The sequence below is a fragment of the Oribacterium sp. oral taxon 102 genome (assembly GCF_013394775.1).
Lineage (GTDB): Bacteria > Bacillota > Clostridia > Lachnospirales > Lachnospiraceae > Oribacterium.
Genome location: NZ_JABXYT010000001.1, coordinates 601,207 through 624,524, shown reverse-complemented (window position 1 = coordinate 624,524; position 23,318 = coordinate 601,207). Strand labels below are relative to the sequence as shown.

Sequence of the window (23,318 nt, the reverse complement as noted above, 5' to 3'; positions counted from 1 at the left end):
GCATCATATCCGAGCATCCCTTCCGGCATATCCGCTTCCGTTCTGGTAACGAGCCGCATATCATAAAACTGGGATCTGGTGTACTTCGCGCTTGTAGCGTCAAGCTCCGCCTTTTGCTTCGCCTTCTTCGCTTCCCTGATCGGCTTGTACTTTTCTTCCCATTTCTGCTGTGAACCGTCAGCCTTCCTGCGCAGGTAGTTCTGATGCAAACGGTCCTTCCTTTCCTCGATCTTGCGGCGTTCTTCTTCCTGAGCGGCGGCCACTTTCGGATCGACAGGCTCCGCAGGAGGGACAAAGTTCCCGATGAAAGAGAAGTAGATATCGACCCGCTGTGTAGTCTGAATGCTCCCCTTACGGTCACGTTCGTAGACCACGATCTTATCGACCAGCTCGTTCAGCATGGCGGCAGTTAAGTTCTCGAAGTCTTGATACTTGTTGATCAGTGCCATGAACTTCTTCGCTTCACTGGTGCCGTCGGTGTAACTTGCGATGGAACCGGAAAGCTCGCTGATTTCCTGTTCAAGAGCCGTACTTTCGCACTCATATTGGTTACTGAGCATCTGATACCGCTTGTCCGGCAGTTTCCCAAGGATATTGTCCTCATAGATCTTGCAGAGAAGCGTTTCCAGTTCCTGCGCCCTGTACTGACACTCGGTAAGCCTCTTTTTCTGAGTCTTCACGTCCTGCGTCTGTTGACTGGTAAGCGATTCTTCCACGGTCCTGATGAACTGACTGTTGTCCACTTGAATATAATCATGGACAGCTTTCAGGGTGCGGCCTACGGCCTGAAGCAGGTCGTTGCCATCAATCCTGTGGCCGGACTTACACTTCTTAGAAGGATAGTTGCCGCAGGTGAACTTATCAACCCGCTTGCCGTTGTCGGTCCTGTGGCAGTAGAGCTTGCCGCCACAGTCAGCGCAGTAAACAAGTCCAGTCAGCGGATGCGCAGGTCCCCATCCGTTGGGCCATCTGGTCACATTGCTTCGGATCTTCTGGACCAGAGCGAACGTTTTCTGATCGATGATGGCGTCCTGTGTGTCCTCAAAGATCACCCAGAGATCATCGTCCACATAGTGGCTGTGAGAGTCCTTGAAGTGCTTTCTGGTCTTGAAGTTCACGGTATGGCCGAGATACTCACGGCGTTCCAGAATGCCTACCACGGTCGCGCTTGACCAGTTATAGGGATCTTTGATCTCTCTGCCTCGATGGTTCCCGACTCCGAACTTATTCATGTGGATAGCCGGAATCGGGACTTGATCATTCTTCAGGATCTGTGTGATCTGATAAGGACCGAGGCCTTCCAGAGTCATTTGAAAGATCCTGCGGATGATCTTCGCAGCTTCCTCATCCACAACCCACTGGTTCGGATCGGCCCTTTGCCTGAAAGACGGACTTGATCTTCTTACTGGTGTCCTTGGCGTACCATTCATTCATGATGTTTCGGAACGGCACAAAGTCATCGTCGCCTTTGGAAGTATCTACGCCGTCATTGATGGCAACGAGCATCACACCCTTCTGGCGGAGCATTTCCATAAGCTGACCGACCTGCAGATAGTCACGGCCCATGCGGCTCATGTCCTTGATGCAGATCTGGGAGATGTTGCCTTGCTTGACCTGCTCCATCATGGCAAGAAAGCCAGGGCGGTCGAAACGAGTGCCGGAGATCCCGTCGTCGGTGAAATGGCGGTAGTTGGTTATGCCATGGTTTCTGGCATATTCTTCGAGCATTTCTTTCTGGTGAGAAATACTGTTGGACTCACCAAGCTGTTCATCATCATGGCTCAAACGCTCATACAGAGCCACATATTTTTGCTGATGTTTCATCGCTTCCTCCTTCCTTCGGCTTAAGCATATTCTCGATAAAGAAGAGAACCGCCTAAGCAGTTACATATCGGCGATTCTCAGGTGATTCGATATGTAATTGATTAGATTGTTCTCCCATAGTAGCGTCACCGGCAGCCACCTTGAAGTTCTTGTAGTTCATCAGGGCAAAGTCCTCATCCGGGGAAAGCCCGCCGCGCTCAGCCGGGCGGACGCCATCATAGTTTCGGCGGAACCGGGAGGACTGCCACGACCATCCGGTGTCCGCAGTGAAGTCGCGGGACAGCCCGCCCTTCTTGGGGGTCTCGTCCACAGGCCCGACATTTCTGGCAAATCGCTTTCCGGTTTCAATCTGGTAAAAGATAAGGTCCAGCGCCGACATGAAGTTCTCTTCCTCTTCCCTTGCTTCCGCAAGCGAGAGGAGTGTCAGGAGACCGGAGAGGGCGTAGTCCTCCTTTGGGAACCAGTCGCGCAAAAGCGCGATGAGCGCCGTATAGAGCATCTTTTCCGCATTCTCCCAGAACGGGTCGCTGGCCTTGCCCTCGCCGTTCGTGTTCATGATGAAGCAGTTGACGAACGAGAGGATATCCGTGTCGGTCCTCACGTACTTGAGCGGGTTGTAATGCATACTCTCGTCAAGATTGATGGTGTTGAAGCTCTTCACCTGATAGCCGTTGTCGGTGAACAGATAGCCCGCGTCTTTCAGCAGGGTTCCCTTCGGGTCAGTAATGAAATAGTTCGTATTGAGCTGGCAAATGTTCGGCGTCACGTAGTTGAACGTCTTGCCTGAGCCGGACCCGCCGACCACAAGCACGTTGAGGTTACGGTCCAGCTCCGGGTCATACTTTGGACGGTGCAGTGCCAGTCCATACTTTTCTGTAAAAATGAGATTATTGTCCGGGTTGCTTAGGTCCCGAAATCTCTTCCCTTCCTTCACGGTCCCCCAGCGGGCGGAGCCGCTTTCTTCTCCGGAGCGGTAATTCCCGATATAAACCACGTGCCTGAGCCAGACCATCCACACAACCAGAAGCATGCAGAAGCCGACAAGGAGCGCCTTTTTGTCCATGTCGAGGTAGAACGGATTTTCGTGGATGCGCGGCCACATGGTCAGGAGTGCGTCCCCGCAGTGGTCGAGAAACTGTCCCGGATAGGACGCCAGCGCTTCAAAGTACCGGTTCCCGAGATAGAAGCCTGCTATCGAAAGAGCAAGCGCGACAAGAGCCGACGTGGCGATGCGCCGGTTGACTTCCGGGTTTCCCTTCTTGTCTGCCATTTTCTATCCTTCCTCCTGCTAGCGCCCCGGCTTCATTCGATTGGAAATGTCCAGCGCATGGGAAGGTGTGCCGCTCTCGGCTTCGAGTTCGGTCTTCGCTTCGCGCATCTCCCGCGTTACGCTGCTCAGGGAATAGCCGCTGTCAGAGCTTCTGGCCGCACGGTCCTCCGCGTCCCGCACCATGGAAGGCGAAATATCCGTCCCAACTCCCTCATGCTCAATCCGAGCCGTATGGTCATCCGTGTCAATGCTGTCATGGGACTTCACGCCTTGGTCGAGATCTGGCGTGGCCCCGTCGTTGTCCAGCGCGCCATCGACGGTCCGCTGGCTTTCGCGTTCCTGCCGCCAGCTTCTGTCCCCCACTTCCTTCCCGGGCGCGGGACGGTTCTTCTCAAACCAGTCATGCGTGGCATCCACGTCCCATTTCCGGCTCAGCGTGTCCGCGCCGACCGCCCAATCCGTCCTTCCCTGCGCGTCCTTTCCGAACGGAAGAAGGCTCCCGTCCTCGCCCCGGCGGGCTTCGTAAAACATGACCTCGCCCTTGCGGGTTGTTATGATTCCGATTCCCTGCCGAGCCAGAATCTGCTCGAAGTCGTTAAAGTCGGTGCAGCGGTCCCTTGCGTCAAGAACTTCTTCCCGAATGGCTTCCGTGTGGTTGAGACCTCCGTCGGAACGGTCCGTGCGGACCGCTTCCCTGCTCTTTGTTTCCTCCGGATGCCGGAAAGAAAGGTCCGGAAGTCTGGTAATTTCATTCAGTCCTGCAAGCTGCTCCGCCGTGACGGGACGGCTGTTTTTGAGACGTTCCACGATGGACTGCTCCTGCCGCATGCTCATCACTTCGGCGAACTGCGGCGCGCACTCTTTAATCGCTTTGATATCGTCCTCGGCAAATTGAATGAATCCGTTTCCCTCCCTGTCGGTCAGTGCGGATGCAAACGTTCCGTTCTCGTGGCAGACCTGCGCGAAATAGGCAGCGTCGTTGGATGTTCCGAACGGAAGGCAGATTTGTTCGCGGGACGCGAGGGCTTCCGCTTCAATCTCTGCTTCTTCCTCGGACCTGCCGCTTTCCATCAGCCGTTCCTTGTGCCAGTCCCTTGCCTTGTTGTCGATGAACCTTTCCAGCGCCCTGCCGGTCTGGTTCCCGATTGCCTGCATCAGCATCTCGCCAACGTCTTCCCCGTAATCCTGAGCCATGCCGTCTCCTTTCCCTGCGGGTTGAAGAATGCGCGAATCCCGTCGGGCATTCTTGACTTGGAAGTATATCAGCCGCGCCGCAGTTCCTCCCGCAGTACCTTACACGTCAGCGGAAAGGATTTTGCCAAACGGCTCCATCCGGCCGATGAATGATGCAATTTTCAAAAAACCGGAACTGCGCATCACCTCTTTTGCCGTTCCCAAAGCTCTAAACGATTCCAAGCCGGATTTTGCCAACAAAAAAAGGCGCCCCGAACGGAGCGCCTTCATCACAGGTCAATATCCTGCTTTACTGGTACGTGCTTCTGTCAAACTGTTGGTAAATCGTTGGTAAATTGGTGCGTTTGCACATCAGAAACCCTTTGTTTTAAGCGTTTTTTTCGTCTTTGGTCTTCATTGTCGGGAACAACAGCACATCCCGGATCGCCGGGCTGTCGGTCAGCAGCATCACCAATCGGTCGATGCCATAACCGATGCCGCCCGTCGGCGGCATACCGATCTCCATTGCATGCAGGAAGTCCTCGTCAGTGTGATTTGCCTCCTCGTCTCCAGCCTCCGCAAGTGCATCCTGCATCGCGAAGCGGCCTCTCTGATCGATCGGATCGTTCAGCTCGGAGTAGGCATTACACATCTCTCTGCCATAGATATAGAGCTCGAAACGCTCCACCTTCGACGGATCGGAGGGCTTCCTCTTCGTCAGCGGCGAGATCTCGACCGGATGATCCATGATGAAGGTCGGCTGGATCATCTTCTCCTCGCAGAATTCCTCGAAGAAAAGATTTTCGATGTCACCAGCCTTATGATGCGCCTCGAATTCGATGTGATTCTCCTGCGCGAGCCTGCGTGCCTCCTCAAGATCCCGCACCTGATTGAAGTCAATGCCGCATTGCTCTCTGATCGCATCGGTCATGCTCAGACGGCGGAACGGCTGCCCGAGGTCGATCTCGGTCCCCTGATAGCTGATCTTCGTTGTACCGCAGACCTTCTCGGCAAGGTAGCGGAACATAGACTCCGTGAGCTCCATCATCCCCTCGTAGTCCGTGTAGGCCTGATAGAGCTCCATCAGTGTAAACTCCGGATTGTGGCGAGTGTCTACGCCCTCGTTTCTGAAAACGCGTCCGATCTCGAAGACTCTCTCCAGGCCGCCGATAATCAACCGCTTCAGGTAAAGCTCCAGAGAGATGCGAAGCTTCACATCCTCATTCAGTGCATTGTAATGCGTCTCGAACGGGCGTGCTGCGGCGCCGCCGGCATTGTCCACCAGCATCGGAGTCTCTACCTCCATGAAATCGCGCGCCGCGAGGAAGTTCCGGATCTCCCGGATGATCTCGGAGCGCTTCATCAGCACCCTCTTCGAGTCCTCATTCATAACGAGATCCACATAGCGCTGGCGGTATCTGGTATCCGTATCCTGAAGTCCGTGAAACTTCTCCGGCAGCGGATAAAGAGACTTCGAGAGCAGAGTGACCTTCTCCGCATGAACGGAGATCTCCCCCATCTTCGTCATAAAGACGTAACCCTCTACCCCCACGATGTCCCCGAGATCGAGCTTCTTAAAGCGCCTGTACTCCTCCTCGCCAAGGGAATCTCTCGTCACATAGGACTGGATTCTGCCCTGCCGGTCCTGGATGTGCATGAAGCTCGCCTTCCCCATCACACGCTTCGACATGATGCGCCCTGCAATTGAAACGTGTCGATTCTCGAATTGCGCAAAGTCTGCCTTGATCTCCTCAGAATGCTGTGTCTGCGCATACTTCGTGATCTCAAACGGATCTCTGCCCTCTGCCTGAAGCTCCGCAAGCTTATCACGACGCGCCTGCAGAATATGGTTCATGTCCGCCGGCTTCGTCGCCTGTACTTCCTTATTCTCGTTCTCTGCCATCTTTACCCCTTTATTTCCCCGCGGCAGTACACGCCGCCGCTCTTTTTTCTCCCGTCATGCCTCGGAGCGAGTGACGGAAAGCACCTTGTACTGCACGTTTCCCGCCTGTGTCTCCACTGTGACCGTGTCGCCCTCTCTGTGATGGAGCAGCGCCTGCCCGACCGGAGACTCGTTGGAGATCAGCCCCTTCAGAGAATTCGCCTCTGTAGAGCCGACGATCCTGTACTCTACCTCCTCATCATATTCCACGTCCAGAAGACGGACATCGCAGCCGAGGTTGATCGTCCCCTCCTCCGCGTCATCCACAACCTCTGCGTTCTTCAGGAGAGATTCCAGGTATACGATCCGCTCCTCGATCTCCCGCTGCTCATCCTTCGCGGCATCATACTCCGCATTCTCGGAAAGGTCTCCCTGCTCCCTCGCCTCCTTGATCTTCTGTGCGATCTCCTGCCGGCGATTCACCTTGAGATCATGGAGCTCTGCCTCATATTTGTTCAGTCCTGCTCTCGTCAGGAGATTTTTCTTGCCCTCAGCCATATTTACCTCTTTCATACGGAAATGCGGCTTCTGGAACTCCAGGAGCCGTTTTCTCTTACGTTCTACGTAGCAAGGCAGATACCCCTGCTGCACTAAATTGTCATTTTAAACACTTTACAGCGCTTTGTCAATCCATTGACGGTGCTCTGCCTCTTTTGTCTTCCTGCGAAGCCCCCTCTAAGAGAGAACAGAGCGCGTACAGCTCTTCCGTCGATGCCGCATGGTTTACGCGATCTCTTAATATAGAAGAATTCGGCATTCCGACGGTGTACCAGGAAAGGTGCTTCCGCATCTCCAGCGCTGCGGTATGCTCTCCCTTGTACTCCACCATCAGAGCGATATGGCGCCGGATCACAGAAAGCTTCTCCGGAAGCGTCGGCTCCGGCAGGAGCTCTCCGGTATCCAGATAATGAAGCGTCCTGCCGATCAGCCATGGATTTCCCTTCACGCCCCGCGCGAGGGCAATGCCATCCACACCGGTTTCCTCCAGCATCCGCTTCGCATCCTCCGGGCAGAAAACGTCGCCGTTCCCGAATACCGGAATGTGAACCGCCTGCTTCACTTCGCGGAGGATATTCCAATCCGCCTTCCCATGATAAAACTGCTCTCTGGTTCTGCCATGCACGGTAATCGCCGACACGCCGGCATTCTCCGCCATCCTCGCAAATTCTGCGGCATTACGATGTGCGGCATCGAAGCCGGCGCGGAATTTCACGGTGACCGGCTTCCGGCATCTGCGGACCATCATGCGAAGGATCTCATAGGCGCGTGCAGGCTCCTGCATCAGGGCAGAGCCCTCCCCGTTCCGAACGATCTTCGGAACCGGACAGCCCATATTAACATCGATCAGTGAGAAACGCTCTTCGAGCTGCGCGGCGATCTCCCCCATGAGCTCCGGCTCGGAGCCGAAGAGCTGTACCGCCAGCGGCTCCTCTCCCGGTGCCCTCCGGAGCAGCTCCTCTGTATTTCGGTTGCCGTAGAGAATCGCCTTCGCACTGACCATCTCTGTGCAGGCAAGCCCAATCCCCTGCTCCTCGCAGAGCAGACGGAAAGGCAGATCCGTCACCCCCGCCATCGGCGCGAGAAGCAGATTGCTTTTCAGCCTGAGCGTCCCGATTGTCACTTCTCTTCTCAAACTCCCTCTCCCTGCCGCAGCGTTTTTCTGCTCGCCCTCTCTGCACGCCGGATACTCTGCAACCCCTCATAATAGAGCTCCAGCTTCTCAAAAAGTTCCCCGTACCTCTTCTCAATACTTCGGATTTTCAGCTCTGCCCCGATTTCGTCATAGAGATAGTCTCCATCCTCCGTGATTGTTTCGAGCTGCAAATGTCCCTCCTCATCGAAACGAAGCAGCAGGATGCCGCCGACCTCCTCCGTATATTCCACACAGAGGATCTGCAGGGTCTTCTGCACCTCCTCCGGCAGCTTTCGGAATTCTTCATTCAGATAAAACTTCTCGATATAGGAATTCGCCGCGCAGAGTACATTCTTCTCATTTTCCATCTCTTCTCCCTTCCCCGCAGCCTGACATCCTGAGCGCCGCTTCAGATGACAGTTTACACCCCGATCAGAGGAAACAGGAAAGAAAGAAACCGGCTCCTGCGAGTCGGTTTTCTCTCCCTCATCCGTCAGCGTACCAGCATATCGGCAATGCGGAACTGATCCTCCGGTATGTCCTTCGTCATGGCGAGCGCTTCCTTGATGTCGTAATCCACGAACTCGCCGTGCTTGTATGCCACAAGGCGGTTGGATTTGCCCGCCAGCAGCAGCTCTACCGCCCGCGCCCCCATGATGGAAGCATAATAGCGATCCTTACAGGTTGGCGAGCCGCCGCGCTGCATATGCCCGAGAATGGTCGCCCTCGTTTCGATCCCCGTCGCCGCCTCAATCCGCTTCGCCATGGAGGAGGAATGTCCGATTCCCTCCGCGTTGATGATGATATAATGCTTCTTGCCGCGCTTTCTGGACTCGATGATGCGGTTGATGATCGCCTGCTCGTCGCCGTCATAGCGCTCCGGAAGCAGGATCTCCTCCGCACCGTTCGCGACACCGCACCAAAGCGCAATATAGCCCGCGCGCCGTCCCATAACCTCAATGATCGAACAGCGTTCGTGAGAGGTAGAGGTGTCCCGGATCTTGTCGATCGCCTGCATCGCAGTGTTGATAGAGGTATCGAAGCCGATCGTATAGTCGGTGCAGGCAATATCAAGGTCGATTGTCCCCGGCACGCCGATCGTGTTGATGCCCAACCCGGAGAGCTTCCCTGCACCCTTGAAGGAGCCGTCGCCGCCGATGATGACCATGCCGTCGATTCCGTGCTGCCGGCAGATCTCCGCGCCCTTCTGCTGTCCCTCCGGCGTTGTAAACTCCCTGCACCGCGCCGTGTACAATACAGTACCGCCCCGGCTGATGATATCAGACACAGAGGTGGTGTTCATGTCCACGATCTCCTCCTCCAGCAGACCCGCATAGCCGCGCATGACTCCCTTTACCTGGAGCCCGTTATGAATCGCTGTTCTGACAACGCTTCGGATCGCTGCGTTCATCCCCGGAGCGTCTCCTCCCGATGTCAAGATGCCAATTGTTTTCACAGCTTTTGCGGCCATAGTTTTCTCCTCCCGTGTTCCTGCTCCGTTTGAAAGCCCGGATGCGAAATCCCCTTAAACTTTCGGAGCTAATTCTAATTCATCTTTGCTCTTTTTTCAATACTTTGAAGACAACTTTGATATTTTTTTCACTAAGTAACGTTCCAAGCTCCGCGAGGCATTCCCCGCTTGCCTCAACCCGCTCTGCATTCCCGAGCTTCTTGACCGCCTTTTCGTTCCGAAGGTAAATGCAGACCTGCGCGCTGCCGGGATGCTTCGCGAGAAGCGCGGAAAGCGCAGGCTCCTTTCCCCTGAATTCCTCCCTGTTGCCAAACTGCAGCCAGAGCTCCCGCGGAACCTCCGAAAACGGAATGCCGCCCTCGAAGATCAGCTTCGCATCCTGCTCATCGCTTTGCTGCACGCGTCCGCGGATCAGCATACGGCGATCCTGCCGAAGCTCCTGCCGCATCCCCTCATAGCTTCGCGGGAAGACCGTAACCTCGATCGTACCCTGCCGATCCTCCAGCATCAGAAATGCCATCTGTTCATTTTTTCGCGTGATCTTCAGCCGGATCTCCGTGAGAATCCCTCCCACCGTCACCCGCTGCCCGTCCTGCAACTGACAGCGGTTCGTCTCCGAATCCAGCCGGAAATCCGCAGTTGTCGCCGTCACGCATGCCCTCAGGAGCTCTCTGTCTGCATCCAAGGGATGCCCGGAGAGATAAATGCCGAGCGCCTCCTTTTCAAGCTGCAGAAGCTCTCCCTTCGGAAGCTCCGGAAGCTTCGGCATGGTCAGACGAAACTCCTGCGCATCCCTGTCCTCCTCTCCAAGAAGATCCGCGAGAGACATCTGCCCGGCGAAGCTGTCCTTCCGCGCTCTCGCCTGCTGATTAAGGATACTGTCCAGCGCCGTCAGCTTCTCATGCCGGTTCCCAGGCAGACTGTCCATCGCGCCCGCACCGATAAAGGACTCCATCGCACGCTTGTTCATCCCCCGCGCGCTCATGCGGGCTACGAAATCCTCATAATCCTTGAAGGGAAGGCTGCGTCTCTCCTGCAGGAGCTGCTCTGCCGCGCTCCTCCCCACGCCCTTTACCGCACTCAGCCCGTAACGGATCTTCCCATCCCGCACGGAGAAGCCGCTCTCCGCTGCATTGACGTCCGGCGGCAGAAGCTCTATCCCCATATCCCGGGCGATCTCGATATATTCCGCGGTCTTCGTGATATTGTCCATGAAGGAGCTCATCAGCGCCGCGAAGAATTCCGCCGGATAATAGCAGCGGAGGTAAGCGGTCTGATAGGCGACGACCGCATAGCATGCCGCATGGGACTTATTGAAGGCATACTTCGCGAAGTCGATCATTTCGTCATAGATATGATTCGCCACTGTCTCCGAAATCCCCCGCGCGATACAGCCGGGAATGCCCTCCTCCCGGTTACCGTAAACAAAGTTCTGCCGTTCCTTCTCCATGACCTGAGTTTTCTTTTTGGACATGGCGCGGCGTACGAGATCCGAGCGTCCCATAGAATAGCCTGCGAGATCCCGGACGATCTGCATGACCTGCTCCTGATACACGATACAGCCGTAGGTCGTGGCCAGAATCGGCTCGATCTCCGGGCACTCGTAGCGGATCTGCTCCGGATGCTTCTTGCCCTCGATATACTTCGGAATGAAATCCATCGGTCCCGGACGATAGAGGGAGACGCCCGCGATGACATCCTCCAGACTCCCGGGCTTCAGCCGCTTCATAAAGCTGACCATGCCCTGCGACTCGAGCTGGAACACACCGGCGCAGTCGCCGCTCGAAAGCATCTCGTAAACCCTCGGGTCATCATAGTCCATCGCATCGAAGTCAATCCGGACGCCATGTCCCTCCTCCGCGAAGCGAACCGCATCCTTGATAACTGTCAGGGTGCGGAGCCCGAGGAAGTCCATCTTCAGAAGTCCGAGCTCCTCCACCGTCGTCATCGTGAACTGCGTGGTGACAGCGCCGTCTGCACCGCGAGAGAGCGGAATATATTCCTCCACCGGCTTTCCGGCGATCACGACCCCCGCCGCATGCATAGAGGTATGACGCGGCAGTCCCTCCAGCCGCTTCGCCATGGTGATGATGCGCTTCGTCTCTTCATCCTTCTCAAACTGACTGCGAAGCTCCGGATTCGCCGCTATTGCCTTGTCCAGCGTCATTCCCAACTCATTCGGGATCATCTTCGAAATGCTGTCGCACTTTGCATAGGGGATATCCAGCACCCTTCCGACATCCCGGATCACCCCCTTGGCGGCAAGCGTACCGAAGGTCACGATCTGGCAGACCTGCTCCTTCCCGTACTTTTCCGTCACATAGTCAATGACCTCCTGCCGCCTCTCATACTCGAAGTCCACGTCGATATCGGGCATGGTGACTCTCTCCGGGTTCAGAAAGCGCTCGAAGAGGAGCTGATAGCGCATCGGGTCGATATCCGTAATGCCGATGCAGTATGCGACGATGGAGCCTGCCGCAGAGCCTCTGCCCGGACCGACCGCGATGCCATGGGTCTTCGCGAAGTGGATATAATCCCAGACGATCAGGAAGTAATCCACGAAGCCCATAGAGCGGATCGTCTCCAGCTCATAGCGGAGACGATCTCGATACTGTTCCTTCCCCGCACCATAATGCCGGTTCATCCCCTCCTCACAGAGCTCTGAAAGATAAGAAAAGGCATCATAGCCCTCCGGAACCTGATACTTCGGCAGGTGATAATGTCCGAATTCGATCTCCACCCTGCAGCGCTTCGCAATCGCCTCGGTATTCTCCAGCGCCTCCGGCACATAGGGAAAGAGTGCCCGCATTTCCTCCTCGGACTTGATATAGAACTGTCCTCCGGGATAGCGCATTCTGTCCTGATCCATGATTCGTTTCCCTGTCTGCAGACAGAGCAGAATGTCGTGCGCCTCCGCATCCGCGGCATTGGTATAGTGAATGTCATTGGTCGCTACCAGCGGAATGCCGGTCTCCTCATGCAGCCGGAGCAGCCCCGCATTGACCTTCTTCTGGTCCGGATAGCCATGATCCTGCAGCTCCAGAAAGAAATTCCCCTCCCCGAAGACCGCGAGATAGCGGTTCGCTGCTGCCTTTGCCTCATCATAAAGATCTCTCGTCAGATTCTTCGCCACCTCTCCCGCGAGACAGGCGGAAAGCGCGATGAGCCCCTCATGACACTCCCGCAGCAGATCCATGTCCACACGCGGCTTATAGTAGAAGCCCTCGGTGAAGCCCTTCGATACCAGTTTCATCAGGTTCTGATAGCCTGTATTGTTCTCCGCGAGCAGCACCAGATGGTAGTATCTGTCCTCATTCCGCACCGACTCCTTGTCGAAGCGGGAGCCCGGTGTCAGGTAGATTTCGCAGCCGAGCACCGGGTGAATCCCCTGCGCCTTCGCTTCCTTATAAAAGTCGATCACGCCATACATGACGCCATGATCCGTGATCGCGATCGCGTCCATCCCCAGCTCCTTCGTGCGGGCGATCATCTCCGGAATTTTCCCAGAGCCGTCCAGAAGACTGTAGCTCGTATGTACATGAAGGTGTGCGAAGCCCATGCTGTAAACTCCTTTCCTCCGCAAAATGATGGCAGTTTAGTTAAGGAAGCTCTGATTCATTCATGACGCACGTACCATGGACACACAGCCTCCCTGAATTCATCAGCGCTTCTCTAAAGAGCAAGACCCCTGTTCCGCTCTGCCGCCGAGCGGAGAACTCATGCAGGAAAGGGGCTGTGAAAAAACAGGAAGCTCCCGCCACATATCGCAGCTCGTATCCCAAACGCACCGCACGATATATGGTTTCTGGTCTTCGTTTTTTCACAGCCCCTTCCGCGAAGGGTCTCTTTTGTCAAAGGATGCTGCGTCAGGAAGCCTGTGTACCGGTGAGATAGGCGGAAAGCGCCTGCACCGCGGCATCCTCGTCTTCCCCCTCTGCGGACACGACGAGCTCTACTCCATTGCTCACGCCGAGCGCCATCATTCCCATGATCGACTTGGCATTGACCCTGCGGCTGCCCTCCGCCATATAAATTCTGGAATTGTATCTGCTGGCAATCTGCACGAGCATCGCTACCGGATGGTCATCCGTCTTCTTCGGAAGATTCACTGTCACATTTACATTTTTCATAATCCCTCTCCTTTAAAGAAAAGCCTGTCCCGCCTTATTTCTCCTCCCTGCTGTGATCCGTCGGCATAGCCCCCTCTCTGAGCTCCGCAGCAATCTGTGCAAGCTTCCGCATCCGATGGTTCGCCCCGCTCTTCCCGATCGGGGGGCGCAATGACGCCGCGAGCTCCTCCAGAGAAGCGTCCTCCCTCTCGAGCCGCGCCTCCGCGATCTCACGAAGCCCTTCCTCCAGCTTCCCCAGGCCTATCCGGTCCCGAATCAGCCGGATATCCTCAAGCTGCCTGAGACTTGCCCGCACTGTCCGGTGGATATTCGCCGTCTCGAAATTCACTCTGCGGTTGACGTTCTCGCTGACCTCCTTCAGGATACGGACATTCTCAAACTCCATCAGCGCGTCATGCGCGCCGATGATATTCAGTACGTCCGAGATTTCCTCCCCATCCTTCAGATAGACCAGAAGATGCTTTCCCCTCTTCGTCGTCTTCGGATGCAGAGAGAAAATCTGAAGCTCTGAAGAAAGCCTCTCAAGCTCCACGTTGTCCCGGCAGATGAACTCGAGATGATAATCCTTACTCGGATCCGTCACCGAGCCGCAGTGCAGGAAGCGCTCCCGCAGGCTCTGCCGCGTCTCCTCGAAAAGGGTCTCATTGTCACCCATATTATATGTTTTTCCAGAGACTGTAAAGCCCTTTTTCAAAAGTTCATCCTTGACTCTTCTCGAAAATGACATTCCTACCTCTCAATGTCTCTGTGGTCGATCCGAAGCCCATAGTCCGCCTCCTGCCGGAGCCTCTCATACAGAAGCTCAGAGACCGTGACGGAACGATGCCTGCCGCCGGTACAGCCGATCCCGATGACAAGCTGGTTCTTGCCCTCTGCGATATAATGCGGAATCAGAAATCGAAGCATCCCATGCAGATGCTCCAGAAACTCCGCTGCGACACCGCCCTGACAGACATAGCTCCGGATCTCTGCTTCCTTTCCGGTATGTTCGCGAAGCTCCGGAAGGTAATAGGGATTCGGCAGGAAACGTACATCAAAGAGCAGATCCGCGTCCTCCGGAATCCCATACTTGAAGCCGAAGGACAGGATCGTCACCTGCAGATTCTCATATTCACGGTTCTTCAGAAAGATCTCCCGAAGCTGGCTGCGAAGCTCCCTCGTGAGCAGACGGGAGCTGTCAATGATAATGTCCGCCCGCTCCCGGAGCCATATCAGCTCCTGCCGCTCTGCATGGATTCCCGTCTCTATCCGCCCGTCCCTGCTGAGCGGGTGTGCGCGACGGGTCTCCTTATAACGTTTCAGGAGCGTCTCGTCATTGGCATCCAGAAAGAGAATCTCATATGATATCCTGCCGCGGATATCCCAGTTGTCGAAGATCTCCTTCAGCGCCGGAAGCTCCCCTCCGGAGCGGATATCGATGCCAAGCGCCGCCCTCTCGATGCTTTCATTTCCCTCGAGAATCAGCTCTGCAAATTTATCGATCAGAAGGATCGGGAGATTGTCCACGCAGTAATAGCCCATATCCTCCAGAGCCTTCAGCGCGACGGTCTTGCCTGCGCCGCTCATCCCGCTTACGATCAGAAGCTTCCCCACATCTTCACCTCCGGCTTCAATACGACAGAGGAATGCGCCTCCACTCTGCGGATCACCTCCGAAATCAGCGCGTACAGCTCTGCCGCACTCGCCGCCCCACGGTTCACAATAAAGCCGCAGTGCTTCTCCGAAACCTGCGCGCCTCCGAGAGAGAAGCCGCGGAGCCCCGCCTCCTCGATCAGCTTCCCGGCAAACTGTCCCTCCGGGCGGCGAAAGGTAGAGCCTGCCGAGGCGAGATTAAGCGGCTGCTTCTCCATACGCCGTGTCCGGTAGTCCTGCATCCGCCCCGCGATCTCCGCCGCCGCTCCATGCCGAAGCCGGAAGGTCGCCGAAAGCACCGTATAGCCCTTCTCCTCGATGCAGGAATGCCGGTAGGAAAGCGCCAGCTCCTCCGGCGAGAGCCGCAGCCGCTCTCCGGTTCTCGTAAGCACCTCACAGCTCTCCAGCACATCCCGGATTTCTGTGCCGTAGGCACCGGCATTCATCACCAGCGCGCCGCCCACCGTTCCGGGGATGCCATGCAGCGCCTCCATTCCCTCGAGTCCCTGCTGCTGCGCGAAGCGTGCCGCTCTGGCAAGCTGCGTCCCCGCAAGCGCCCGCACCCGCTCCGCATCCAGCAGCTCTACCCCCTCCAATCTGCCCCGAATCTCAATGACATCGAAATCGACACCCGCATCGGAGACGAGGAGATTACTTCCATTTCCGAGGATGCGAAACGGAACGCCGCTCTCCCTGTGCTCCCGCAGCAGCTCTATGAGCTCCTCTATGCTCTCCGGTATATAATAGCGCGGCGCCGGCCCTCCCACACGAAAGGTCGTGTGCTCCCTTAAATACTCATTTTCTTTGATCTGCATAAATCCACATACCAAATGGCTTCGGTATCGCCAATCCTATAAGTGCCGTGCTTCGCTTCTCCGAAGCTTCCGCATCGCTAACAGGGAAGCAATCGCAAGCGATTGCTTTGAACCGCTCTAAGCCGCGTGGCTCCCCCGATCTTCGATCAGGGGCTGTAGGGAAGTAATCGCAAGCGATTGCTTTGAACCGCTCTAAGCTCTTCGCCAGAGAGGCATCGCAGGGTCAAGCCCTGCGATAAACCGCGTGGCTCCCCCGATCTTCAATCGGGGGCTGTAGGGAAGCAATCGCCCTGCTGATACCGGAGCGCTCAGACTTTTCTGTCCCCTCCGGCATTCATATTGGCGGTCACACGATCATAGAGCACCTGCGCCGCGTTATAGCCCATCTTCTTGGCGCGGTTGTTGACCGCCGCACACTCCACAATAATCGCAACATTCCGTCCCGGGCGGATCGGTATATCGTAGCTGATGACCCGATTGCCAAGAAATTCTGTGTAGTTGTCCTTCAGCCCCAGCCGGTCATAGTCCTTATCCTTTTCCCACTCCTCCAGCTTGATGACCATGTTAATGGTCTGGGTGTCCTTCACACTCTCGACGCCGAACATCTGCTTGATATCGATAATGCCGATTCCCCGAAGCTCAATGAAGTTTTTCGTAATATCGGGCGCAGTTCCCACCAGTGATTCGTCCGAAACCCTGCGAAGCTCCACGACATCATCCGAGACGAGCCGGTGCCCCCTCTTGATGAGCTCCAGCGCCGCCTCAGACTTCCCGATCCCGCTGTCGCCCATAATCAGCACGCCCTCGCCGTAGACATCAACCAGCACGCCGTGTACCGTTATCATCGGCGCCATCCTGACCTTCAGCCAGCGAATGATCTCGCCCTCCAGCTCCGTCGTAGGTCTCAGACTGGACAGAAGCGGGATACCGGCCTCCTTGCAGGCGCTGACCATGCAGGAATCCGGCTCGATCCCTCTCGCATAGATGATGCACGGAATCGGATACTTCGTGATCTCTGCATAGCGCGCCCTCCGCTGCGGCTTGTCCATCGTCATCAAATACGCTGTCTCCACATTCCCGATGATCTGCACCCGCTCGGAATCAAACTGGTCGAAAAATCCGGTCAACTGCAATGCCGGCCGGTTCACATCCGGGATCGTCATATATGCCTCATCCGTATTGATCTCCGGCGTCAGGTTCCGGAGACTCTCCTTCCGAATCAGCTCCGTCACGCTTATCCTCTCTGCACCCTTCACCGCCGCACCTCCGTAAACGTTCACTTCTACCGTGTCATGATAAGTATAAGGAAACCCACCTGAAATTGCAATAAAATAGTTGGGGTGGTATAATTGCTTACAGGCTCAGGAAGTCATATCGACACGCCATGCTCTCCCGGGCGCGGAGATATGACCTTCTGAGCCGCCCCTCAATGAGGAGGAAGTGACGCAAAGCGGCACGGAAATCCGAATTGAGGCAGGATTGCGAAAGCACGAAGTGCGAAGCAATCCGTAGGAAGCAATGACTCGTTCCTATCGAATTCTGCACAGGATTGCAAAAGCGCAAAGCACGGAGCAATCCGTGGTAAGCAATCATGCGGATAATTGGGGGAATCTTATGATTACAGAAAATTCGCCGATCGGTGTATTCGATTCCGGCGTCGGCGGCATCAGCGTCCTTCGTGCGCTCCGGGAAACGCTCCCGAAGGAAAATTTCCTGTTTTTCGGAGACAGCCAAAACGCCCCCTATGGTGAAAAAAGTCCAGCGCAGATCAGGGAGCTCGCCGACCATTCTCTTCGCTTTCTGCGGGAACGCGGCGCGAAGGCGGTCATTATCGCCTGCAATACCGCAACCTCCGCTGCCGCGGACTACCTGCGAAAAAAATATCCGGAGATGATCCTCATCGGCATGGAACCGGCGATAAAGCCTGCTGCCCTCGCGATAAGGAACGGCGCGAAGCCATGCGTTCTCGTCATGGCGACTCCCGCAACAATCAGAGGGGAGCGACTGCACCATCTTCTCAGCCGCTATCATGAGGATGCGGACTATCGCCTGCTTCCCGCGCCGAAAATCGTGCGCTTTGTCGAAGCAGGGCAGGAGCAGAGCGACGCACTCCGAGACTACCTCCGGGATATCCTGTCCCCCTACCGCTCCATTGACGACACTACGCCACCCGCGCTGAAGCTCGACAGCATTGTCCTCGGCTGCACACACTTTCCCTTCATCCGGCAGCAGCTCCGGGAATGCATCGGCTATCCCGTAGCGTTCTTCGACGGTGCCCGCGGCACCGCCCGCGAGACGCTGCATCGTCTCGCGGAGCGGAAACTGCTTCGTGAAACTGCCGCCCCCGGCAGTATAGCGCTCTTCTCCAGCAGCGGCAGTACTGCACTTATGGAGCGCCTGCTGCAGCTTCCAATCGAATAAAGCAAATTCGTAAGTGTAAGTCCTCATAACAGAGGTGCCGACACCGCGTACTGTATAAGCCTATTCGTCATCTCGCTGCTTCGCAGCCTTCGTGCTGCTGACTTATACAGAAAAAGAGACCGAATTCAAAGAACCGGTCTCTCTCAAAAACAGGGCTACAAGGATTCGAACCTTGAAATGACGGAGTCAGAGTCCGTTGCCTTACCGTTTGGCGATAGCCCTAAATACCTGCCGCTTTTAAGCGACTTCCATATAATACAAAACTTCATTTCCTTTGTCAACAGGTTTTTGCTCATACAATCAAAAAAGATGCCTGAGACGCTGACATCAGCACTGTATAAATTCCGCATGCCCCTCGTTTTCACTTCCTTGAAGGCTTCACATCATGAACAGGAGGATTTCATTATGAGATAAATCAATCACATGCTGTATGATAATAGTGCAGACAATAATAAAGGAAATCATTTATGAATATGCAATGCAAGGAAGGACACATTATGAAAACAGCAATCTGCTTTTATTCGAAGCATCACGGAAACACAAAGAAGCTGCTGGATGCCATTCAGACAGCGGATCCAGAGGCAGAGCTCATTGATGTGACAAAACGGGAAACCGTAGATTTGTCCGACTTTGAACGAATCGGCTTTGCCTCCGGCATCTATTACAGCAGCTTTGCGAAACCCTTGATCAGATTTCTGCGAGAAAATCTGCCGGAAGGGAAGCCGGTTTTTTTCCTCTATTCCTCGGGAATGGGAAGCGGCAAAAAATTTACCAGTGCGATTACGGAAGCTGCCAGGGAGAAGAACGCGCAGCTCCTCGGAAGCTATGGATGCTTCGGTTTTGATACCTTTGGTCCATTCAAGCTGCTGGGAGGCATCCGGAAAGGACACCCGAATACGGAGGAGCTTCAAGCGGCAGTTACATTTTACAAGGGACTGCAGTAACCCTCATGCCGAGGAGCGCTTTGAAATATTAGAGAAAGGCAAGGCGGAGATGCTTCGCCGTCTGAACCTCTGCGATTGCCATTTTCATACGGAATTCCCCTTCGCCGTATCAATTATAAAGCCCTGCCTGAACTGCTGCAGAACGCCAGCATCAGCAGAAAATTATAAGAAAACTCGCACAAATGATGCTCCATGACCCCGGATACCGCCGCAACGGCGAAAATCAGGATCAAATATATGTTTCCTTTTTTATACGCCCGCTTCACAATCCCCAGCATCAACAGAAGGAAGGAGAGTGTCATGACCCAGCCAATCAGCATCGGAAAGCGAATGTAGGAGGAATCCAGATAAAAGTAGGGAATGCTCTCATCCACCACACCTCCCGCGCCGCGCTCCCTGATCGCATTTCCCCAGAGCGTGAATACAGGATAATTCTGCATTGCCTCATGGTTCATGGAGAGCCGCGCCTTCATTGTCCGCAATGCACTTCCCCAGGACGCCGTCATCTCCTCCCTGTAAAAAAAGGCAGCAAGCTGACAAAGCAGAAGCAAACCGGGGCAGGCAAGAATCCCGATCAGATAGGACAGCCGCTTTATAAGTGCCGAAAACGTAATTTTCCCTTTTCCGCCCTCCTTATCATACGTTCCCGTTTCATGACCGGCTCCGGGAAGCACTTCCTGCCCAGAGCCCAATATGCCAAAGTCATAGAGCAATGTCAGAATTATCAGCAGCAGCATACATACAAGGTTCGACCTCGCGCCGATATAGCGATAATTAAACAGGGTACCTGTCCCAAGCAGGAGGAGATCCAGCGCCGCGAGGCGCCAGCTGTAACAGCTCTTCAGTATACAGTATGCCATCATCAGATAAAAGATATGCGCCGCACAGTCCGTACTGTATTGTATCCCAAACGCATGCTTTGTCCCATTTTCGAAGGTCAGATACTCTATGATCCCATGCACAGACGCCTGATAAGCCAGTATCATTCCCAGCGTGCCGACCGCAATGTATATCCAGAGAATTTTCTTTAAGGATTTCCCGCTTGCCGCCAACGCAAACACGAAAATCACCACGCTGCTGAGCATGTGGCCGAAAACGATCTGAAGCAGTATCATCAAAAAAAGCACTGCCGTCTTCCACCTGTAATCTCGATCCCTGCTCAGAATCCACTCCACGGCAAATTCCATACAGGCAAGTCCCAGCAGCCCTGCCATCGCATAGAGAACAAGCTTATTCACTCTATCTGATACGATATAGACAAACATTGTCGTTTTATAAAATGCAAGGCAGGAATACAGTGCAAAGCTCAGGTAAAATACAGCATTTATCCCGTGCCGGTATTGCGCAAGCCATAGCTCTATTCGCTCATTTACGGAGGCGAAGGCCCTTCCTATGCCTGCGCGGTCTATCGTATCAGGTTTTTCTTCATTTTTTCCCATTTGCCCCCTCTTTCCCTCCTGTCTTCATCCACTCAAGGCACTGCATCAGCAGCTTCTCTCGTAAAAGCAGGAGCCCCAGCAAATAAAGTGCCGTAAAAAGCAAAAATGCCCCAAACAGCCCCACCGTCAGAGAGACAATAGAAATTTCCTCGCTTTTCAACAGCAGATTTTCAAACAACCTGCCTGTGAGCAGCACGCTCAATATTGCCGTTATGACAACTCTTCCGATGTTATCCCATTCCCAAAGCCCAAGCATGCGTGCAAGTGCATCGCTCCTATTGGAATTCTGCCAGGAATTCAACGCTATCCTGTGAAGCGTCCATAGCTGGAAAAGAAGTACCGCAAGCTCCGCAGCCACAGTACCAACCGCAGCTCCCGCAGCTCCATACTGCGGAATCAGAATGAGGTTCATGCTTAGATCCACGCCGGCGCCGATCAGCTCTGCGATCAACACTGCCTTTTCTCGTCCCAAGGGAACCAATATCTCTATTCCTATCAGATTACTCATTCCAATCGGAAGCAGCGTCAGCAGAATCCATCGCATAGCCGGGACCGCCGGAAGAAAGCGCTCACCGGACAGCAGCTGCAGCGTCGGTCTTGCAAAAAGGATGAAAAAAACGGTCATCGGAACGGAAAAGTCCCAGACAAATCGTCTTGTCGTATCAACCAGCCTATGGCAGACTGCCAGATCCCCCTTTTTCAAGCTCATCGTAATTCTCGGGAGCAAAACCGTACCTATGGAGGTGACAAGCGATACCAGCAGAACCTTGATTTTGATTGCGGCATTGTAGAATCCGAGCTCCATATTCCCGGAAATGAATCCGAGCATCACTGCGTCCAGATGCGTATATACCGTGGTCGCACAAGCCATCGCAAAGAAAACAAACACCGCCGGAAAATGCCGGGATATATTCAGCTTATGTATCGGCTCCCCAGTGCCAAGATACTTCCTCGCACCGATAAAATTCAGAATCCCCGCACCGTAGATCGCTGTCATATAAAGGCAGGCAAAACGCAAAACTGCCGTAGTATCTCTGACAGACAGAAACACCAGAACGAAGCATACCGCCTTTACCGAAAAGGAGCGCACCGCAATCGGCACATACAGTTCCCGCCCCCTATAGAGCCACTCCATTCCAAGCGCATTCAGAAACAGGCCTGCTCCTGTTATCAAAAATAAAGCGCGATCTTCCCGAAACCGCGGGATAAAGCAGGTGCCTGCAAGGAGCAGCATGAAGGATATCGCCGCCATGAGCAGATTTAAGCCAAACAGCTCTCCTGCGATTCGTGCAGACTCCTGCCGATCCTCTCTCGCCCTTGAAATTTCCCGAACCCCATAGGTCGGAATCCCCAGCTGCGACAGCAGCAGAAAGTAGGCAATCACACTCTCCGCGAAGCTTACCCTCCCGATGTTCTCCGGCTGAAGCACTCTTGCAGCATAGGGAAACAGCAGGATCGGAAATAAAAGCATGGAAGCTGCCAGCAGCAGATTCATAATCAGATTCCATTTCAGAGAATTTTTCATTGCCCTATCCATGCCGCCCTATCGACGCAATCCGATTTTTCAGCCGCAATGTCCCTGATGCCAGAGGATACAGTAAATATCCGCTCCTCCGAAGCAGCTCTACCGCACGATTCCCATTAGAATGATAGATTTCCGGATAATCACGCCGCAGCTCCCGCTCCCTGCTCTGCAGCTTCTGTTTTTTTCCTTTGGAAGCCGGATAGCTCAATAGGATCTTGACCCACCCTGCATAAACTCGGGCGAGAAAATTCGCTATATAATGCAGCTTCTCCGGCTCCATGGCATTGCTCCGGACTTCTCTCCCACACTCTGTATAAAAGTCCAGAAGCCGATGCAGCACTCTCTCGAACTGTTCCTCATTCCTCTGCATCCGCTCCGGGCTCATACTCTGCCCGCTTCGCCCCAGACGATACATATAGACATAGCGATCCAGAAAGAGAATCGTCCTCACCAGTGGAATCGGGAACAGGACAAATTCCGTATCTACATAAAAGCAATGCTCGTCGATGCTTCGATTCTGTGCCCGCAGAAGCTCCGTGCGTATCGTCATGGAATGCATCTTAATATATAAGCCTTCGCATATCTCTGAAAAGCGATACTTCACCCCGTAGCGAGCACCGGAAAATGGCTCCCTAAGCTCCGCCTTTAAGTGAAACGTCTCAGGCGTCCCTGTCTCCCTCGCCCAGTAAAAATTACTGTATACAATATCTGCATCCGTCTCGTCCAGCCGCATCAGAAGGTTGGCAAAGCCCTCCGGATCCACCCAATCGTCTGCATCGATCACCTTGAAGTATGTTCCCAGCGCAGATTGAATCCCCGTATTGATGCCGGAGCCGTGCCCTCCATTTTCCTTATGAATTACCCGGATAATGCCCGGGAACCGTTCGCAAAGCGCGTCTGCGAGCTGCGGCGTTCCATCTGTAGATCCATCATCTACGATCAGTATCTCCAAAAGCGAAGAAAGTTCTTTGCCGCCGAGGTAATGCGCCGCCCCCAGCATAGAACATACATTCTTTTCCAGATATGCCTCCGCATTGTACGCCGGTACGGTAACTGTCAGATGCTTCTCTTTTTTCTCCATTTCCCCACCGTCCCTCTC

General features: G+C 54.6%; 18 protein-coding genes, 1 tRNA gene and 2 pseudogenes. 3 read left to right on the top strand and 18 right to left on the bottom strand.

The window, feature by feature from the left end; translation table 11 throughout:
* Positions 1–104: 104 nt before the first annotated feature.
* From HW273_RS02870 to HW273_RS02860, 3 genes and pseudogenes are all read right to left on the bottom strand, one after another.
* Positions 105–1,861: pseudogene (locus HW273_RS02870) on the bottom strand (recombinase family protein); the annotation flags it as partial.
* A gap of 15 nt (positions 1,862–1,876) precedes the next feature.
* Positions 1,877–3,094, bottom strand: a complete 1,218-nt coding sequence (locus HW273_RS02865; protein WP_179010348.1) for a type IV secretory system conjugative DNA transfer family protein — start codon at positions 3,092–3,094, stop codon at positions 1,877–1,879.
* An 18-nt stretch (positions 3,095–3,112) separates the two neighbouring features.
* Positions 3,113–4,288, bottom strand: coding sequence for a hypothetical protein (locus HW273_RS02860; RefSeq protein WP_179010347.1), 1,176 nt, complete (start codon positions 4,286–4,288; stop codon positions 3,113–3,115).
* Between the two features lie 121 nt (positions 4,289–4,409).
* On the opposite strand from HW273_RS02860, the gene HW273_RS02855 reads away from it, so the two are divergent.
* Positions 4,410–4,622: a hypothetical protein gene (locus HW273_RS02855; protein WP_179010346.1), complete on the top strand. Its 213-nt coding sequence runs from the start codon at positions 4,410–4,412 to the stop codon at positions 4,620–4,622.
* A 39-nt stretch (positions 4,623–4,661) separates the two neighbouring features.
* Here the strand turns inward: HW273_RS02855 and lysS are convergent.
* From lysS to hprK, 11 genes and pseudogenes are all read right to left on the bottom strand, one after another.
* A pseudogene (gene lysS / locus HW273_RS02850) lies at positions 4,662–6,170 on the bottom strand (lysine--tRNA ligase); the annotation flags it as partial.
* Between the two features lie 54 nt (positions 6,171–6,224).
* The gene (gene greA / locus HW273_RS02845) at positions 6,225–6,707 is read right to left on the bottom strand and encodes a transcription elongation factor GreA (protein WP_179010344.1); all 483 of its coding nucleotides are present in this window, start codon (positions 6,705–6,707) and stop codon (positions 6,225–6,227) included.
* 127 nt (positions 6,708–6,834) lie between these two features.
* A complete protein-coding gene (dusB, locus tag HW273_RS02840; protein ID WP_279287545.1) occupies positions 6,835–7,842 on the bottom strand; it encodes a tRNA dihydrouridine synthase DusB in 1,008 nt (335 codons plus the stop codon).
* Positions 7,839–8,210 carry a DUF6145 family protein gene (locus HW273_RS02835; protein WP_179010343.1) on the bottom strand — a complete coding sequence of 124 codons (372 nt, stop codon included), beginning with the start codon at positions 8,208–8,210 and terminating at the stop codon, positions 7,839–7,841. The genes dusB and HW273_RS02835 overlap by 4 nt, the downstream gene beginning before the upstream one ends.
* Positions 8,211–8,335: 125 nt before the next feature.
* Positions 8,336–9,313, bottom strand: a complete 978-nt coding sequence (gene pfkA / locus HW273_RS02830; protein WP_179010342.1) for a 6-phosphofructokinase — start codon at positions 9,311–9,313, stop codon at positions 8,336–8,338.
* A 79-nt stretch (positions 9,314–9,392) separates the two neighbouring features.
* Positions 9,393–12,872 carry a DNA polymerase III subunit alpha gene (locus tag HW273_RS02825; protein ID WP_179010341.1) on the bottom strand — a complete coding sequence of 1,160 codons (3,480 nt, stop codon included), beginning with the start codon at positions 12,870–12,872 and terminating at the stop codon, positions 9,393–9,395.
* A 307-nt stretch (positions 12,873–13,179) separates the two neighbouring features.
* The gene (locus tag HW273_RS02820; protein ID WP_179010340.1) at positions 13,180–13,443 is read right to left on the bottom strand and encodes an HPr family phosphocarrier protein; all 264 of its coding nucleotides are present in this window, start codon (positions 13,441–13,443) and stop codon (positions 13,180–13,182) included.
* Between the two features lie 34 nt (positions 13,444–13,477).
* The gene (gene whiA, locus HW273_RS02815; protein ID WP_243206728.1) at positions 13,478–14,098 is read right to left on the bottom strand and encodes a DNA-binding protein WhiA; all 621 of its coding nucleotides are present in this window, start codon (positions 14,096–14,098) and stop codon (positions 13,478–13,480) included.
* A gap of 74 nt (positions 14,099–14,172) precedes the next feature.
* Entirely contained in the window at positions 14,173–15,009 is an 837-nt protein-coding gene (gene rapZ, locus HW273_RS02810) for an RNase adapter RapZ (protein ID WP_207718961.1), read from the bottom strand.
* An 11-nt stretch (positions 15,010–15,020) separates the two neighbouring features.
* A complete protein-coding gene (murB, locus tag HW273_RS02805; protein ID WP_179010337.1) occupies positions 15,021–15,890 on the bottom strand; it encodes a UDP-N-acetylmuramate dehydrogenase in 870 nt (289 codons plus the stop codon).
* Between the two features lie 308 nt (positions 15,891–16,198).
* Positions 16,199–17,170: an HPr(Ser) kinase/phosphatase gene (hprK, locus tag HW273_RS02800; protein WP_330603902.1), complete on the bottom strand. Its 972-nt coding sequence runs from the start codon at positions 17,168–17,170 to the stop codon at positions 16,199–16,201.
* A 334-nt stretch (positions 17,171–17,504) separates the two neighbouring features.
* Here hprK and murI point away from each other — a divergent pair, with 334 nt between their 5' ends.
* Positions 17,505–18,311, top strand: a complete 807-nt coding sequence (gene murI, locus HW273_RS02795; protein WP_179010336.1) for a glutamate racemase — start codon at positions 17,505–17,507, stop codon at positions 18,309–18,311.
* Positions 18,312–18,461: 150 nt separating this feature from the next.
* On the opposite strand, the gene HW273_RS02790 is transcribed toward murI, so the two are convergent.
* Positions 18,462–18,533 (bottom strand) — tRNA-Gln (locus HW273_RS02790).
* 275 nt (positions 18,534–18,808) lie between these two features.
* Here HW273_RS02790 and HW273_RS02785 point away from each other — a divergent pair.
* On the top strand, positions 18,809–19,255 hold the full coding sequence (locus tag HW273_RS02785) for a flavodoxin domain-containing protein (RefSeq protein WP_179010335.1): 447 nt from the start codon (positions 18,809–18,811) through the stop codon (positions 19,253–19,255).
* A 113-nt stretch (positions 19,256–19,368) separates the two neighbouring features.
* On the opposite strand, the gene HW273_RS02780 is transcribed toward HW273_RS02785, so the two are convergent.
* The 3 genes from HW273_RS02780 to HW273_RS02770 are packed head-to-tail and all read right to left on the bottom strand — an operon-like array spanning position 19,369 to position 23,300.
* Positions 19,369–20,694 carry a hypothetical protein gene (locus HW273_RS02780; RefSeq protein WP_179010334.1) on the bottom strand — a complete coding sequence of 442 codons (1,326 nt, stop codon included), beginning with the start codon at positions 20,692–20,694 and terminating at the stop codon, positions 19,369–19,371.
* Positions 20,681–22,219, bottom strand: coding sequence for a flippase (locus HW273_RS02775; RefSeq protein ID WP_179010333.1), 1,539 nt, complete (start codon positions 22,217–22,219; stop codon positions 20,681–20,683). Before HW273_RS02775 ends, HW273_RS02780 begins: the two co-directional genes overlap by 14 nt.
* A gap of 4 nt (positions 22,220–22,223) precedes the next feature.
* The gene (locus HW273_RS02770; protein WP_179010332.1) at positions 22,224–23,300 is read right to left on the bottom strand and encodes a glycosyltransferase family 2 protein; all 1,077 of its coding nucleotides are present in this window, start codon (positions 23,298–23,300) and stop codon (positions 22,224–22,226) included.
* Positions 23,301–23,318: the final 18 nt, after the last annotated feature.